Genomic DNA, 16,215 nt, shown 5'->3' on the forward strand with positions numbered 1-16,215 from the left:
TCGTTGTAGAACGATGCTCGGTTCTTTTGGGTAAGATGTGTTGCCGTTAGAAATCTCGCCTCTGATTCCTGATCGCATTTTTTTCAATTGACTTCTTTATCTTTGTCAACAACGGCAATATTTTTACATTCAAACAAGATGTTCTTTCGTCAATCTTGATAAGGCAAGATACCCCTTAACCGGGGTTTAATAGGGAATCACGTGAAAATCGTGAGCTGACGCGCAACTGTAAACCCGTTGAAATGTTTTCCGGCAGTGTGCCACTGTTCCTTTTGCTGGAATGGGAAGGCGCCGTGAAAAAGGGAAAGCCAGGAGACCTGTCTTGTGTCTTATTTTTTCAGCAACCATCCGGTTGCTGAGAGGTATAACGATTATGCTTTCGCGTCCAAGAGCATGTGACTGGAATGAGGCTGGCTTTTTTTCCTTTCTCTCCTTGATAATCCCTTCCATCGCTTGTTTCCGCGAGAGCATGCCTGTAACGGCTTTTTCACATTTTAAAAATGGTGCTCATGATGGAAAACAAGATGGTATGTGATGACGCTAAGATGATCATCAAACGTGATGGCAGGGTTGCTCGTTTCGATCAGGATAAAATTACGTTTGCAATTTTCAGGGCTCTTCGAGCTGTAGGAAATCCTGACCGGCAATATGCGGCTGACCTGTGTGCCCGGGTGGTTGAGTCACTTAGGGTAAACGTTTCTCTCGACCCCCCTTCGGTCGAAGAGATTCAGGATGTCGTTGAAAAGGTGCTGTTTGAAAATCATGCTTTCGATGCAGCCAAGGCATATATTATTTATCGTTTTCAGCATCACAATATGCGAGAGGCGAAAGAGATCTTCGCCAACATCGACCTGGTCGATGATTACCTGCACCTCAAGGATTGGCGTGTGAAGGAAAATGCCAACTTGAGTTACTCGCTTCAGGGGTTGAACCACCATATTTCGAGCATCGTCAGTTCCCAATACTGGCTCAATGAGATCTATCCGGCGGAGATCGCACAGGCTCACAAGGAAGGGCGAATGCATATTCATGATCTTGGTTCGTTGAGTGTGTATTGTGTCGGCTGGGATCTCGAGGATCTTTTAATGAACGGTTTTCGGGGGGTGGAGCGTCAGACTAACAGTGCACCGGCAAAGCATCTCAGGAGCGCCCTCGGGCAGATCGTGAATTTTTTCTATACCATGCAGGGAGAGGCTGCCGGCGCGCAGGCTTTTTCCGGTTTCGATACATGGCTCGCTCCGTTTATCCGCTACGATAACCTGGAGTATGTAGAGGTGAAACAGTGTCTGCAGGAATTCTTTTTCAATATGAATGTGCCGACCAGGGTCGGGTTTCAGACTCCGTTTACCAACGTGACGCTCGATCTTCTGATTCCTAAACCTATGAAAAACCGTCAGGTCATCATCGGGGGTGAGTTACAGGATGAGGTGTACGGTGATTTTCAGGCCGAAATGGATATGTTCAACCGGGCGTTTGCCGAGGTAATGCTCGACGGAGATGCAAACGGTTCGGTTTTTTCTTTTCCAATTCCCACGTACAATATCACTCCGGATTTTGATTGGGAAAACCCTGTCTACGAAGGTATCTGGGAGATGACGGCAAAGTATGGGATTCCATACTTCTCTAATTTTGTGAATTCTGACATGAACCCGGATGATGTGCGGAGCATGTGCTGCCGTCTCCGTCTTGACAAACGTGAGCTGCAAAGCAGGGGTGGAGGACTTTTCGGTTCCGACCCGCTGACCGGTTCGGTGGGTGTAGTGACGATCAATCTGCCGGAACTCGGCTATCTCTCTTCTTCGGAAGAAGAGTTTTTTCAACGTCTTTCAAGGGTGATGGAGCTTGCCAAAAGCAGTCTGGAAATCAAGCGAAAGGTGATCGAGCGCCTTACTGAACAAGGGCTCTACCCGTACTCGAAGTTTTACCTGCGTAATCTCTACAGGAAAAACGGCAGGTACTGGGATAATCATTTCTCGACCATCGGTTTGCTTGGCATGAACGAGTGTTGTCTCAATTTTCTTGGATGTGCGATTGGTGAACCTGAAGGTGAGGCGTTCAGTCTGAGAGTCTTGGATTTCATGCGTGATCGCCTGGTGGCGTTTCAAGAGGAAACCGGCCATATATACAATCTCGAAGCTACACCTGCAGAAGGAACCTCTTATCGTCTTGCAAGGTTGAACAAAGCGGTTTATCCCGATATCATCGTTGCCAATGAGCAGGCAAGCAAGAAAGGTGCAGAACCTTACTATACCAATTCCTCACAGCTGCCGGTCAACTATACCGATGATTTGTTCGAAGCGCTGCGCCTCCAGGATGAGATGCAGATTCGTTATACGGGGGGAACCGTTTTTCACGCTTTTCTCGGCGAACAGCATCTTCCGGCATTATCGGCACGCCAGCTTGTTCGGAAGATAACCTCGAAATTCCGACTGCCTTACATAACGCTTTCCCCGACGTTCAGCATTTGCCCCTCACACGGTTATCTGGCCGGCGAGCATCAGGAGTGTCCGTTCTGTCGTGAAAAGGGTAGTGTGCAGAAGTGCCTTGTTTTTTCACGTATTGTCGGGTATCTCAGGCCCGTCGAACAATGGAATGCGGGAAAGCAGGCGGAATTCAGGGATCGCAAGCTTTTTGACAGCGATCACACTGTCACCTCTGAGGCAACAGGAAAGAAAGAAGGGGCTCACGGGGGTTTTCCGGTCTGTGCGTCATGAGTTATAACAGTGCATTTCAGCAGCAGGCAAGTGGAAATGAAGGTTTCCATTTGCCGATAGGAGGGTTTCTCAAGCAGAGTTTCAGCGATTACCCTGGAAGGGTGGCCGCGGTTCTTTTTACCAGGGGATGTAATTTCCGGTGTGTCTACTGCCATAATCCGGAACTCGTTCTTCCGGATCTGCTCCGGCATTCGAAGCCTTACGAGGTTAAAGGAATTCTTGCATGGCTTTTGTCGAACAGCTCTTTCCTCGATGCTGTTGTCATTACCGGTGGAGAACCTACTCTGCATCCGTCTTTGCCGGAGTTCATCCGGCAGATAAAGTCTTTGGGGCTGGAAGTGAAACTGGACACAAACGGGACCAATCCGCAGATGCTGGAGGTGCTTATGAGTGAAAAGCTTGTCGATTATGTCGCCATGGACATTAAGAGCGTTCTGGATCACCAAAAGTATGCTTCAGTTTGCGGTGAATGTTTTACCGAAACCATGTTGGACGCTGTCGAGCGATCGTTGGCTTTGTTGCATGAGGCCGTTATCGATTGTGAAATTCGCACGACACTACTCGGATCGCATCACACGGAGAAAGATATTACTGAGCTCATCCGGCTGGTTCGTATTCCCTATTTTCTTCAAGAATGCAACTCGTTAAAAACTCTTCAGGCTGTTGTCGGTAAGAAGTTGGGCAGAGAGGAAATTGCAGAATTAATGGAATCATTAGAACCAAAAGGGGGAAATGTTTGTTTAAGGTAGGGTAGTGATTGTTGTTTTTCTCCGTTCGGCCTGTCCTGTATCGATCAGGGCAGGTTTTTTTATGCCCAGAAAACTTCTCTACATCATTATTCTGCATTTTCTTTCATTCGATCGGGGATGAGCCTGGTCTTTCTCCCTTCAGGTTTTACGGATAACCACTTTATAGTCGGCAGGCTTTCCGAAGTACATCCAGGAACTGACAAGTACATCGGCTCCTGCCGCTGCATATTTTTCTGCATTCGTGTCGTTTATTCCTCCAGCTGCAGCAATCGTTGTTCCATTGCCGCCTTGCTTTAACATCTCGGCAATTTTCCTGACCGACTCGTGCGAGAGCTTATCGAGCTGTACGATGTCAGCGCCTGCTTCTGCAACCGTGATCGCGTCATGGATGCTTTCAACTTCGACAGCGACTTTCTTTTCCGGGCATCGTGCTTTTATGGATTGAAGGTCGGTGCATAAGCTTTTCAAACCTCCAAGCAGGCCATAGTGATTGGAAAATATCAGGATGGAATCGGAAAGTCCGAGCCGATGAGGAGAGCCTCCGCCAGAGCAAAGTGCTTTGAGCGAAAGATGTTTGGTGCCGGGCAGATGTTTGCGGGTGCCGCATATTTCGACACTTTTTCCGCTGCGGTTCGCTCCTTCAACCATAGAGCGTGTCCTTGTGGCTATTGCGGAAAAATGTTCCAGAATGTTCTGAGAGACTTTCCAACCCATGTGAAGCTGTTCCGCGTTGCCATAAGCTTTCAATACGGTTTCTCCCGCAAGGGCTTTGTGACCGCTTGCGACAATCAGTTCGGTTGCAACATCGAGCAAGGTGAAAATTTTCGCCACCTCTTCGCTGCCGGATACTATGACCGGTTCTTTCGGGGCAAAAAGAATTTCGGCGTTTTGCGATGAAAGGTTGAGCAAAGAGCTTGTCAGATCAAAGTAGGGGACATCTTCTCTGAGTAGTGCCTCGACATCGGAAAGGTTCAGGGTGAAATTCACGTTTGGAAATGTTTAATGTTCGCTATGGTTCGTTGTCGTTTGATGCAATATAATCCTCGTCGAAAAATTGGTGATATTTTTGCGTACAATTTTTTTGCTTTTGTCAACGACGAGTGTTGAAAGTTGGAACAGTTGTTGCATATCGTGGGGTTTCGAAAGATTTCAGTGAAACTGTAAAAATACAGAATACGAATAAGTTGTTGTGTTTAACTTATTTTTTTTAAATGCTTTAATTTTTTGTCTCGACTTTTTCGCAGCCTTGCGGTATCGGTTGCATGTGACTTGTTCTGCAACTTGTACAACTGTTGGTGGAATGTTGATAACTTGTGGGCAATTGGCGAACGCTGCTTGATAAGTTGTTAAAATGATATATTAAATCCCTTGTTTGCAAGCGTTTAAAAAATAGCGAAACCGGATATGATAGAGTTGTCAACTGAAGAGTTTTTGCGTCGGGCAAAAAACATAAGACTTGTGCTCTCCGACAATGATGGTGTTCTGACCGATAACGGAGTGTATTATTCCGAGCGAGGAGAAGAGCTAAAGCGTTATTCCATACGTGACGGGATGGGCGTTGAGAGATTGGCGGCTGTAGGGGTAATGACAGGAATCATGACAGGTGAAACTTCTCTTAACCTCAAAAAGAGGGCGGAGAAACTGAAAATCAAACATCTTTATCTTGGTATCAAGGATAAACTCTCGAAGCTTAACAGCGTTCTTTCGGAAAATGGTCTTGCGCTCGACGAAATAGCTTACATGGGGGATGACGTCAACGATTTCGAGATCATGGATGCAGTTGCAGCGTCAGGGTTGACGGCTTGTCCCGGGGATGCCACTGGTTTTGTCCGCCCCGTTGTTCACTATATTTGCAAGGCCGATGGTGGGGATGGTGCATTTCGTGAGTTTGCCGAACTCTTGATACAGCTGAGGCGTTCCTGAGAAAATCATTTTTTGTAGAAAGTGGAAATGTAATGTGCCGTTCAGGGTTTGGTATATTATATTCCCGCTGTTAATTTTAGCCACAATTTCTCAGATAACAGTGGTTGCACTGTTGGTTTGGGGCTGTGCATAAAATAATTTACCCCGAAAAACTGAAAACAGACGGAAAAGAATGAGCGACAAAAAACAGCAGAAAGTACAGGAGTTCGAATACAAGGCCGAAATGAAACAGCTTTTGAACCTTATTGTTCATTCGCTGTACACACATCCTGAGATTTTTCTTCGAGAATTGATATCCAATGCTTCTGATGCCTTGAATAAAATCCATTTCGATCAATTGACGGAAAACAAGGCAGAGGGCGAGGGCGAAGAGCTGAAAATTACCATTACGCTCGATGAAAAAGAGCGCACATTTATTATCGAGGACAATGGTACCGGAATGAGCGAAGATGAACTGATCGCCAATCTCGGGACAGTTGCCAAGTCCGGCACACTTGGGTTCCTGCAGGCTTTAAAAGAGCAGCAACCGGACAAAAGTGGTATCGACGCCAACCTTATCGGGCAGTTTGGCGTTGGTTTTTATTCTGTTTTCATGGTTACCGATGAGGTTACTGTCGAGACGAAAACCGAAGATTCTCAGGGGTGCAGATGGTGCTCTTCAGGTGAGGGAACCTACACGATCGAAACGATTGACCGGGAAAAACGGGGTACAAAAATATCTTTCACTCTCAAGGAAGATGCCAAAGAGTTTGCCGAAGCGTTCCGGGTTGAAAACATCATCAGGAAGTATTCCAATTTTGTTGATTTCCCGATCTATCTCGATAACAAGAAAGTCAACAGTATTACGGCGCTCTGGCAGCGGCCGAAAAGTGATCTCAAAGAAGAAGAGGTCAATGAGTTCTACAAGTTTATCTCGGTTGACTATCAGGAGCCGTTGGATTATCTCCATCTTTCTCTGGAAGGGGTTGTTAATTTCAAGGCATTGCTCTTTCTTCCCAAAGAAGCACCGATGGATATGCTTTACCAGCAGGGAGCTCTCGAGAATCATGGACCGCAGCTTTATGTCAGAAAGGTTATGATCCAGCATGAGTGCAAAGATCTGCTCCCCGAGTACCTTCGTTTTGTAAAGGGTGTTGTAGAGACCGAAGATCTTCCGCTGAACGTATCGCGTGAAGTTGTTCAGAACAGCCCGGTCATGGCGAAAATCCGTCAGATCCTTACCACCAAGATCATTGGTTGGTTCGAGTCTCTCGCACAGGATCACAAGGAAAAGTTCCGTCAGTTTTACAAGGCATTCGGTCCGGTGGTCAAGATCGGACTCAATACGGACTTTACCAATCGCGATAAGCTTATCGAGCTTCTTCGGTTCGAGAGTACTACGACCGAAGAGGGGGAATTTGTAACCCTTCGGGAGTATGTCGATCGCATGGTTGAGGACCAAAAGGAGATCTATTATCTGTCGGGTGATAACCGGCAGCAGATGTTGTCAAACCCGAATCTGGAATATTTTCGTAAAAAAGGAATTGAGGTGCTGCTTCTGGTGGATCCGGTCGATGTTTTTGTCATTCCTTCGATTAACGAGTATGACAAAAAACCTCTCAAATCCATCGAAAAAGCAGATATCGACTTCAAAGCCGGAGAAGATGAGGAAAAGGAGGCTCTCAGTAAAAACATGATCGAGCCCGTTCTCAAGATTTTCAAGGAAGCTCTTGGAGACAAGGTGGAAGATGTGATCGAGTCTCATCGCCTGGTTAATTCTCCGGTCACGCTGGTTTCCGGAAAAGATGCAATGGATCCTCAGATCGAAAAAATGCTGAGAATGATGAAGCAATCGGAAGCGTCGGGGAAAAAGGTGCTGGAGATAAACCCTTCCCATGCGGTTATTAAAAACCTGGCGGGTCTTTGTATGCTCAACGAAAACGATCCGATTATTCGTACAACCATGAATCAGCTTTATGAAGGAGCTCTGTTGCTCGAGGGCAATCTGGAACGTACCGCAGAGTTTGTTTCGAGAATGAATGATATCATCGAAGCGGCTACGAAACAGGCAAAAGCCTGAACTGCTTTTTCAACATAGGCGACAATAAATCCAGCAAAGTGAAAAACTTAAAAGAAGTCAAACCTTCTCAAATTCTTGCTCTTCAGAAAAGCGAGCTGACCGAGCATTATATTTACAAACGTCTCGCCTCAAACGTGAGCGGCGTGAAAAACAGGCGGGTACTTGCCCAGATCGCAGACGATGAACTTCGTCATTACAATGTTTTGAAGGGGTATACCCGGCAGGAGGTAAAGCCAAGTACGATGAGAATCTGGTTTTTTACCATGGTCAGTTCCCTTTTAGGTTTGACTTTCGGCGTAAAGCTAATGGAGAAAGCCGAAAAAAATGCGGGCGATATCTATGGCAGTTTACCTACTTCTTTCACGGAGTTACAAGGCATTATCAGTGATGAAGAGGAGCATGAGCAGGCGCTTATTGCGCTTCTCGATGAAGATCGCCTCAAATATACGGGGTCGGTTGTTCTTGGGCTCAATGATGCTCTGGTCGAGCTTATGGGCGTATTGGCCGGTTTGACATTCGCTCTCCAAAATTCACGTTTTGTCGCTCTCACCGGGATCATTACCGGTTTTGCGGCTGCATTGTCCATGGCTGCTTCGGAGTATCTTTCAACAAAAGCCGAACCGGGAACGAAAAACCCCATGAAAGCGGCATTCTACACAGGAATGGCTTATATCGCAACGGTCATTCTGCTCATCACGCCTTTTTTTGTCGTTTCCTCTCTTTATATCGCTCTCGGTACCGCATTCGTGGTGTCCATCTGTATTATCGCCTTCTTTAACTTTTATGTTTCGGTTGCAAAGGATCTGCCGTTTAAGAGCAGGTTCATGGAGATGGTTGCGCTCAGTTCCGGTGTAACGGTACTGAGTTTTCTTGCCGGTATGGTAGTAAGGGCGGTTTTTGGAGTGGAAAGCTAACCTGCATTTTTCCCCTGTATTCGACGCATTGTTTCTGCAATGCCAGCCTCTATCGATGAGGGGGATGACGTGTCGATGGTGACTGTTATATGCTGTTCCGAGGCTGATAATGGCAAAAAGCGCCTGATCTGTTGCTTGAGTACGGTGTTATCAGCTTCCGACGGATCGTTGCCTGCAGACTGTCGGTTACCGATTCGCTTTTCGAGAAGTTTTTCAGGGGCATGGCAATGAAGGATGACAACGGGAACATTGTTTTGTTCTCCTAAACTGATGAAACGTTTCCTTTCATCTTCATACAGAAACGTTGCATCGATGATAACCGGGTAATTGTTCTCCAGACATGTTCCGGCTATGCTGTGTAGTCTCGCATATGTTCGCTTCGAGCTTTGAGCTGAGTACATCGCCTTGTTTTTTTCCGGGTCGCTTTTTTCGAGGGGTTTGAGTCCGAAAAGTCTTTTTCTTTCAATATCCGAACGGACATGTATGGCTGGTATCCGTGATACAAGTTTCTTTGCAACGGTGGTTTTGCCGCTTCCGGAAACTCCGCAGGTAAGGATCAGTCCAAAAGGTGCAGGTGAGATATAGGAAAGTGCTGTCGAAATATAGGATCGGTGTTCGGCAAGTGTTTTTTCTTTTTCCCGGTGATTTTTTTCCTGAAGATGGCGTATGGCAGTTACTTTTGCTCGCACCATCGCCCTGTAAGTTTTGTAGAATCTTAAAAGAGCAAGCCCGTTGTAATCTCCGGTCAGTGAAAGGTAGCCGTTGAGAAAGCTCGATGCATGTTCCTGATGGTTGCTGTGCTCCAGGTCCATGACCAAAAACGCTATTTCACTGAAAACATCGATCGTGCTGAGAAACGGATTGAATTCGATACAGTCGAAAATCATTACCCTCCCTTTCCAGAGTACCATATTTCCGGTATGCATGTCACCATGGCACTCTCTTATCGCTCCTTTGGATTTCCGGGAGACGAACTGCGGCGTGAGTCGCTTGTATTCGGCTTCTGTCCATTGTTTCAGTTTGTCAAGCAGCTTTTGTTCCTGTTGATCCTTGTTCAGACGTTCGGCTTCGATAAAATTGTCATGTATCGGTTTGATGAGAATATCGGGACGGCCATAAGGGGTATCGGGTCCGGCGACGGGAGTCGAATCGTGGAATGCAGCGACGATTCGGCTTATCTGTGCTATCTGCCTGTTTGTGATTTTATCCTGTTTGAGAAGGGTGTCCAGTTCAAGTTCACGGTCGAACTGTATCATTTTTACTGCATAGTCGATAATTCTGCCTTTTCCGCCGACTGTAACCGTGCCGGCTTGTTGTATGATAGGAACCACATCGAGATATATGTCGCGGCACAGCCTTTTGTTGCGTCTGAGTTCTTCACTGCAGAAGTGTTTCCGTTTTTCAAGCGTGGAAAAATCCAGAAATCCGAGGTTGACGGCTTTTTTGATTTTATAAGCATATGTGCCTGTCAGAAAAACAAGGGAAATATGTGTTTCGACGATAGCAATATCTTCAACCGGATGAGGATAAGCTGCAGGGCTTCGGAGAGCATGCTCGATGGTAATCATATGCTTGTTGGGGCCTCTTTCAGGCATATGCCAGCAAGTGTTTCTTTTTCGTGACTCAGCCGGATAACAGCTGGTTTAATCATAAAAATTATTGTAGATTCAAGGTTTATTAAAATAACAAACTGTGCTTTAATGGCCGTGAGAAAAAGGGATAAAAGAAATAGTTCATTGTTGCGCAAGTTTGCAAACAAAACAAAAAAGATCCAGCCTGCATGATACAGTTGTCTAAAATTCTATGCCCTACCGATTATTCGAAAACTTCGGATAAAGCAGTTCGTTATGCAATCGAGCTTGGCAGGAAAGTCGGTGCTCATGTGCGTTTTCTTCATATCATGCAACCTGAAAACATAGCTGAAAAAACAGCTTACAGTTACGGAGTCTCGAAAAAGGGCGGTAAGACAGAGGTGGTTTCCGAAGAGTTCAGAAGGCTCTTGATGGAGGAAAAGAAAAAAGGGCTTTCAGCCGATATTCTCATCCTCAGAGGAAATCCTTATGATGAAATTATTGAACAGAGTAATACTTGGGGGGCAGATCTTCTGATTATGGGTTCCCATGGTAGAAGCGGTCTGACCCGTATTCTGATGGGCAGCGTCGCTGAAGCCGTGTTTCATGCTCTCGACATTCCGGTTTTGCTGGTTAAGCAGAATGCCGCCGATAAAGCGGTACAAGATTACTCTTGAACATGAATCGTTTCTCTCACTGAGCAATAATCTCCTTAAAATCAACACCTCACATTTTTATGGTTACCGATGGCTTAATTCTGATGGTTGTGGGAATGGTTGTGGTTTTTCTTTTCCTGCTTCTTTTGAATGTTTTGATATCAGGGCTCTCTTGGCTTCTCAAGGATCATGCTTTCCAGGAAGAACAGCAGTTGCTTAAGGCAGAGGCTGCAAAAAGAAAGAAAAAGAATTCAAAAAAGATACCCGGTCCAGCTCCTGTTACAGCAGGGGGAGAAGATCCTGGCAGAATTACGGCAGTAATTTCTGCAGCGGTTCATGCTCACAGAAACCGGTGACATCGTGTCGATTACTTTCTAACCAATAATTATTACGAATCACGAAAAGAAAGGCTCATGAAAAAGATAAAGTTTATGGATGTGTCCTTTCGTGACGGGTTTCAGTCCTGTTACGGGGCAAGGGTAAAAACCGATGATTTTCTGCCGGTGCTTCAGGCAGCTGTTGATGCAGGTACAGATAACTTTGAGATCGGGGGAGGTGCCCGTTTCCAGAGCTTGTATTTTTATTGCCAGGAAGATGCATTTGATATGATGGATGCTGCCAGAAAGGTTGTTGGGCCGGATATCAATCTTCAAACTCTTTCTAGAGGGGCAAACGTTGTGGGATTGGTTTCACAGTCACGTGATATCATCGATCTTCATGCTAAAATGTTCAAAAAACACGGGATCACAACCATTCGGAATTTCGATGCGTTGATGGATGTTCGTAATCTTGCTTATTCGGGCCAGTGTATTCATAATGCGGGCGTGAAACACCAGGTTGTTATCGCTTTAATGGGGCTCCCGCCCGGCCTGAGTGAGGAATACTGTCATACACCGCAGTTTTACCTCGACAGACTCAAGGAAATTCTCGATGCCGGGATACCGTTCGACAGTGTTGCATTCAAGGATGCTTCTGGAACGACAACTCCAAGAATAGTTTTCGACTCTATAAAGGGAGCTCGGAAAATACTTCCACCGGAGACGGTTATTCAGTTTCACACTCACGATACTGCCGGGATGGGGGTTGCCTGTAACTTCGCGGCAATCGAGGCCGGCGCAGATATTATTGATCTGTCCATGGCTCCGGTGAGCGGAGGTACGGCTGAAGTCGATCTTTTGACAATGTGGCACCGTCTTCGCGGAACCGATTACACTCTGGATATCGACCATGAGAAGATCATAGAGGTTGAGGCGATGTTTATCGACCAGATGGATAAATATTATATGCCTCCTGAAGCGACGGAGGTCAATCCTCTGATCCCGTTTTCTCCCATGCCGGGTGGGGCATTGACTGCAAATACGCAGATGATGCGCGATAACAATTCGCTACACCTTTTCCCCGAGGTTATCAGGAACATGCGTGAAGTCGTTGCCAAAGGAGGTTTTGGATCTTCGGTAACACCTGTTTCACAGTTTTATTTCCAGCAGGCTTTCGCCAATACCGTACAAGGGAAATGGAAAAAAATCACTGAAAGCTATGGTAAAATGGTGCTTGGCTATTTCGGGAAGACACCGGCCGAGCCTGACCCGGAAATTGTAAAGCTTGCATCGGAACAGCTCGAGCTCGAGCCGACGACCGAAGATGTTCATGATATAAATGACCGAAATCCCGAACTCGGTATCGGGTACAACAAGAAGATTCTCGAGAAAGAAGGTCTTCCTGTAACCGATGAGAATATTTTCATTTCGGCAACCTGTGGAGCGAAAGGAATTGCGTTTCTCAAAGGTGATGCACCGCTCGGGATTCGATATAAAAAGGATGTCGAGGCTGAAGCTGCGGCCAAGCAGGCACCGAAGGCTTCTGCAAAGGGTGAACTGTCACCTCCGAAGTTGTCTTCTTCTTCGGGCAACTATACGGTTACCGTTGATGGAAAGGCATATAATGTGACGGTTGCGGAGGGGAGCGGAGCTGTTCAGGCTGTTACCCCTGCAGCAGCCCCGGTTTCAACGGAGCCTGCCAAGGAGGGCGTTCCGGTTGAAGCTGCAATGCCTGGAAACGTCGTTGCAATCGAAGTCGAAGTCGGAGAGAGCGTCAATGAAGGTGACGATGTTCTTATCATCGAGGCTATGAAGATGGAGTCTCCGGTTAAAGCGCCAAAATCCGGTACTGTTGTTTCCATTGAAGTGTCCCCTGGTGATACGGTCGCTACAGGTGATTCGCTCATGTTTATCGCATAAGTGGAGAGCTGATAACGTGAAAACGCCTGTCTCTTTTCGGGAGGCAGGCAAAGACCATGATTCTTAACTGTTTAACGGTTTATCGAAAAAATTTATGCGTACGTTCATTCTTGTGCTGCTGTCGATAGTTTTTTTCGGCACAACGGCTCGTGCTGAAGATTTCTTTACCGAAAACGAGGCGGGAGTTGTGACGCTTCAAGCTCCGATGGAGCTCGAACTTGTCAAGGTGCCTGTCAAAGACAGCCGTACTTTTCGGGTAGGGGACGAGGTTCATGTTGGTGATTTTCTTGGACTGTTTGCCGATAAAGAGCACAACAAAATAACGGTATCTTCAGGTGTAACCGGACGTTTGATCTATATCCACCCTGAGCTTTATTCCAAGTATACTCATATCCCTCAAGGGACGGAGCTGCTCAGGATCGAAAAACAGCCATTACTTGTCAGTGCAAAGGGATCGGAAAGCACCACTGAAGGCTTGTCAATAGGGAAGGTTTTCGGAAATCTTGTAGAAAGTACGGGTATTTATGCATTGATCAACGATAACAGCCTGAACTGGACGGAGGGTTTTGGTCGTTTGTTGATGATCAGTGTAGGTGCTCTGCTCATTTACCTGGGGATTGCCAAAGGATTTGAGCCTTTGCTGCTTATTCCTATCGGTATGGGAGCGGTTCTTTCAAACATACCGCTGGCCTACATCAATGATGAGGGTGGAGTTCTGCGTTATGTGTACGATGTAGGCATCGAGACCGGTGTATTTCCGTTGATTATTTTTATGGGCGTGGGAGCAATGACTGATTTCGGTCCGATGATTGCCAATCCCAAGACTGCCCTTCTTGGAGCAGCTGCACAGTTCGGTATTTTTTCGACGTTGATTGGCGCACTTCTGCTTTCCCAGTATGTTCCCGGTATCGAGTTTTCAATGAAGGATGCAGCTTCAATAGGTATCATCGGAGGAGCGGACGGTCCGACGTCTATTTTTCTTGCATCGAGGCTCAGTCCACAACTTCTCGGTAGTATTGCCGTGGCGGCATACTCCTATATGGCGCTGGTGCCGATTATACAGCCTCCTATCATGAAGCTGTTTACCAGTGAAGCTGAACGTGCGATCAAGATGAGCCAACTCCGCTATGTATCGAAACGCGAAAAGATTCTTTTTCCGGTTATCGTCATTATTCTCTGTGCATTGCTTCTGCCTTCCGCAGCTCCCCTTATCGGTTTTCTCATGTTCGGTAACCTTATGAAGGAGTGCGGTGTCGTAGATCGTTTGAGTGACACGACCCAGAATGCCTTGATCAACATCGTGACAATTTTTCTCGGACTCGGAGTGGGCAGCAAGCTCTCTGCCGAAAAGTTTCTGAACCTTGAAACGCTCGGCATCATCGTGCTCGGTCTTATCGCTTTTTCTTTCGGCACATCTTCCGGAGTGATTATGGCCAAGTTCATGAACATCTTTCTTAAGCAGAAAATCAATCCTCTGATCGGTTCGGCAGGGGTTTCTGCCGTACCCATGGCTGCTCGGGTTTCAAACAGGGTGGGGCTCGAATCCGACCCACACAATTTTCTTCTTATGCACGCAATGGGGCCCAATGTCGCCGGTGTAATCGGTTCTGCGGTTGCTGCAGGAATTCTGCTTTCGGTCTTTCTGTAGAGGGATATCCGGCATTATCAAAAAGAGGCTGTCACAAAAGGGCAGCCTCTCGTATTTTGGTCAGGTGATCGTTAGTAATTATGCTCGGATCTGATCCCTTTTTTCTTGTCATTTTCGGGCCTGACCCGTGAAATCCAAAACAATTATTTCACAGGTCTTTTCCGGAGGTTCAAGGTTAATCTGGCATGACGTTAGTGGGACTGGGTGCCATAACCAAAGCTTGCCCTTGTTCATTTCTTCAATATGATTTCACAGTCGGGATGGAGTTCGAGGAACTGTTCAAGTTCTTCGCTGACAATCTGACCTGCTGACAACTCTATTTTCTCAAGATGCTCGAGATGCATCAGAGGTTCGATCGAAGTGACTCCTGTGTTTGCGAAAGAAATTTCTTCAAGTTCCGGTAGTCCTGCAAGAGGGTCCAGTGAATTTATCAAGGTTTGATTGAAACTCAGTTCTCTGAGATTTATAAGCCCGGATAGGGGTTCGAGAGTGTCGATAGCGGTTCGGCTAAAACGGATATATTCAAGATTTTCCAAGTCGCTGAGTGGTGAGAGATCCTCGATGCGCGTATTGTTGAAACCGAGTTCTATAAGATTTTCAAGTTTCTCAAGAGGCTTGATTGAAGAAACGTTGGTTTTGTAACAGCTGATTTTTTCCAATTCGGTCAATCCGGAAATCGGTGAAAGATCGCTTACCGGTGTTTCTGAACAGTAAAGTTCTTCAAGGTTGACGAGATTTTCAATAGGATCGAGACTACTTACCTCTGTGCTGGATATCCAAAGCAGTTTGAGACTTGTCACGTCACTGAGAGGTTCTAGTGAGGAAAAGTCGCAGTCGAATGCATAAAGTCGCTGTAATGCTCTGAGATCTTTCAGCGGTTCGAGGCTTTCAATCGGTGATTCGTCACAGCGCAACTGTTGCAATTTTTCCAAAACGCGTAATGGCGCAAGACTGTGCACTCTACGGTTGTCACACCTTAGATGTGTGACATTGAAAAACTCAAGCAACTCCTGGTCAGAGGGATTATCGGATAGCTTGAGCGTTGCTTTTACCACTTCTTTCCAGTCGGCGTTCAGTTTGTTCCACCATTCCTGCCGTTTTGAACGATCCTGGAGAAGCTGTTTTCGAGGTAGTGAAAAAACAGGTGCATCGATCAGTTTTCCTCCTCTTTCTGCAGTGACATGGCAGGTAAAGTCTTCATCATTACTTGGTGTCGGTGTCTGCATTTCGCAGCAATTCAGTTTGTCGACCACGCATCGGGTGTACCAATCCGCCTTTTTTTCCTCGAGAATTTTGAGGTGTTTTTCCTGTGATTGCTCGTCAAGGGATGAAATGTCCTGAAGAATATCGTTACCGCACCGTGGACAGACAGCGCTTTGTTCGGTCAACGGGTAGTTGCAGACAGGGCAGTTGTTGTATATATGCTGTTTCAAAGTCTGGGTAGATGTTAAAGTTGTAAAGCAAATCAGTTACACTCAGCCCTAATTATAAGAAAAAAATGAATGAACCATATGGTCAGGGCGACTCTATTAATTTGTCATGTTCCCAAATTGTATTGCAGGTTCCAACCTGTTGGAGTCGGAATGCTCGTTTCCCGGTTTGCCGGGATATTTCGGTTTGTATTTCGAAGGTGCCGGGATATGATGATTGAAAATGTTTTTTATCCGTTGCTTTGTTTCTCGGAGCGATATGAAAAAGGTACAAAAACCGGAGTTGACTATGGGAACGATGAGGTAATGTATCT

At 46.3% G+C, this 16,215-nt stretch carries 12 protein-coding genes and 1 riboswitch; of the genes, 9 read left to right on the forward strand and 3 right to left on the reverse strand.

Annotated features, from left to right (window positions below; all coding sequences use genetic code 11):
- The first annotated feature begins 151 nt into the window (after positions 1–151).
- Positions 152–339, forward strand: a riboswitch (cobalamin riboswitch).
- Between the two features lie 170 nt (positions 340–509).
- Both CR164_RS08545 and CR164_RS08550 read left to right on the forward strand, forming a co-directional pair.
- Entirely contained in the window at positions 510–2,714 is a 2,205-nt protein-coding gene (locus tag CR164_RS08545) for a ribonucleoside triphosphate reductase (protein ID WP_110023518.1), read from the forward strand.
- Positions 2,711–3,463, forward strand: a complete 753-nt coding sequence (locus CR164_RS08550; protein ID WP_110023519.1) for an anaerobic ribonucleoside-triphosphate reductase activating protein — start codon at positions 2,711–2,713, stop codon at positions 3,461–3,463. The genes CR164_RS08545 and CR164_RS08550 overlap by 4 nt, the downstream gene beginning before the upstream one ends.
- A gap of 138 nt (positions 3,464–3,601) precedes the next feature.
- Here the strand turns inward: CR164_RS08550 and modD are convergent, their stop codons facing one another.
- On the reverse strand, positions 3,602–4,450 hold the full coding sequence (modD, locus tag CR164_RS08555) for a ModD protein (protein ID WP_110023520.1): 849 nt from the start codon (positions 4,448–4,450) through the stop codon (positions 3,602–3,604).
- Positions 4,451–4,867: 417 nt separating this feature from the next.
- On the opposite strand from modD, the gene CR164_RS08560 reads away from it, so the two are divergent.
- The 3 genes from CR164_RS08560 (at position 4,868) to CR164_RS08570 (ending at position 8,359) form a co-directional block, all read left to right on the forward strand.
- Entirely contained in the window at positions 4,868–5,386 is a 519-nt protein-coding gene (locus tag CR164_RS08560) for a KdsC family phosphatase (RefSeq protein WP_110023522.1), read from the forward strand.
- A 172-nt stretch (positions 5,387–5,558) separates the two neighbouring features.
- The gene (gene htpG, locus CR164_RS08565) at positions 5,559–7,445 is read left to right on the forward strand and encodes a molecular chaperone HtpG (protein ID WP_110023524.1); all 1,887 of its coding nucleotides are present in this window, start codon (positions 5,559–5,561) and stop codon (positions 7,443–7,445) included.
- Positions 7,446–7,483: 38 nt separating this feature from the next.
- Positions 7,484–8,359, forward strand: coding sequence for a VIT1/CCC1 transporter family protein (locus CR164_RS08570; RefSeq protein ID WP_110023525.1), 876 nt, complete (start codon positions 7,484–7,486; stop codon positions 8,357–8,359).
- Here CR164_RS08570 and CR164_RS08575 read toward each other — a convergent pair.
- Positions 8,356–9,954: a bifunctional aminoglycoside phosphotransferase/ATP-binding protein gene (locus CR164_RS08575; RefSeq protein WP_239994513.1), complete on the reverse strand. Its 1,599-nt coding sequence runs from the start codon at positions 9,952–9,954 to the stop codon at positions 8,356–8,358. The two genes, CR164_RS08570 and CR164_RS08575, sit on opposite strands and share 4 nt — an antisense overlap.
- Positions 9,955–10,139: 185 nt before the next feature.
- On the opposite strand from CR164_RS08575, the gene CR164_RS08580 reads away from it, so the two are divergent.
- The 4 genes from CR164_RS08580 to CR164_RS08595 all read left to right on the forward strand — a co-directional run bounded on the left by CR164_RS08580 (position 10,140) and on the right by CR164_RS08595 (position 14,471).
- A complete protein-coding gene (locus CR164_RS08580) occupies positions 10,140–10,607 on the forward strand; it encodes a universal stress protein (RefSeq protein ID WP_110023527.1) in 468 nt (155 codons plus the stop codon).
- A 59-nt stretch (positions 10,608–10,666) separates the two neighbouring features.
- A complete protein-coding gene (locus tag CR164_RS08585; RefSeq protein WP_110023529.1) occupies positions 10,667–10,942 on the forward strand; it encodes an OadG family protein in 276 nt (91 codons plus the stop codon).
- A 57-nt stretch (positions 10,943–10,999) separates the two neighbouring features.
- On the forward strand, positions 11,000–12,823 hold the full coding sequence (locus tag CR164_RS08590; RefSeq protein ID WP_110023531.1) for a biotin/lipoyl-containing protein: 1,824 nt from the start codon (positions 11,000–11,002) through the stop codon (positions 12,821–12,823).
- A 94-nt stretch (positions 12,824–12,917) separates the two neighbouring features.
- A complete protein-coding gene (locus CR164_RS08595) occupies positions 12,918–14,471 on the forward strand; it encodes a sodium ion-translocating decarboxylase subunit beta (RefSeq protein ID WP_110023533.1) in 1,554 nt (517 codons plus the stop codon).
- Between the two features lie 230 nt (positions 14,472–14,701).
- Here the strand turns inward: CR164_RS08595 and CR164_RS08600 are convergent, their stop codons facing one another.
- Positions 14,702–15,904 (reverse strand): leucine-rich repeat domain-containing protein, encoded by a 1,203-nt coding sequence (locus CR164_RS08600; RefSeq protein ID WP_110023534.1) that lies wholly within the window; start codon positions 15,902–15,904, stop codon positions 14,702–14,704.
- Positions 15,905–16,215 lie beyond the last annotated feature (311 nt).

Origin of the sequence: Prosthecochloris marina, from assembly GCF_003182595.1 — a bacterium.
GTDB classification, from domain to species: domain Bacteria; phylum Bacteroidota; class Chlorobiia; order Chlorobiales; family Chlorobiaceae; genus Prosthecochloris; species Prosthecochloris marina.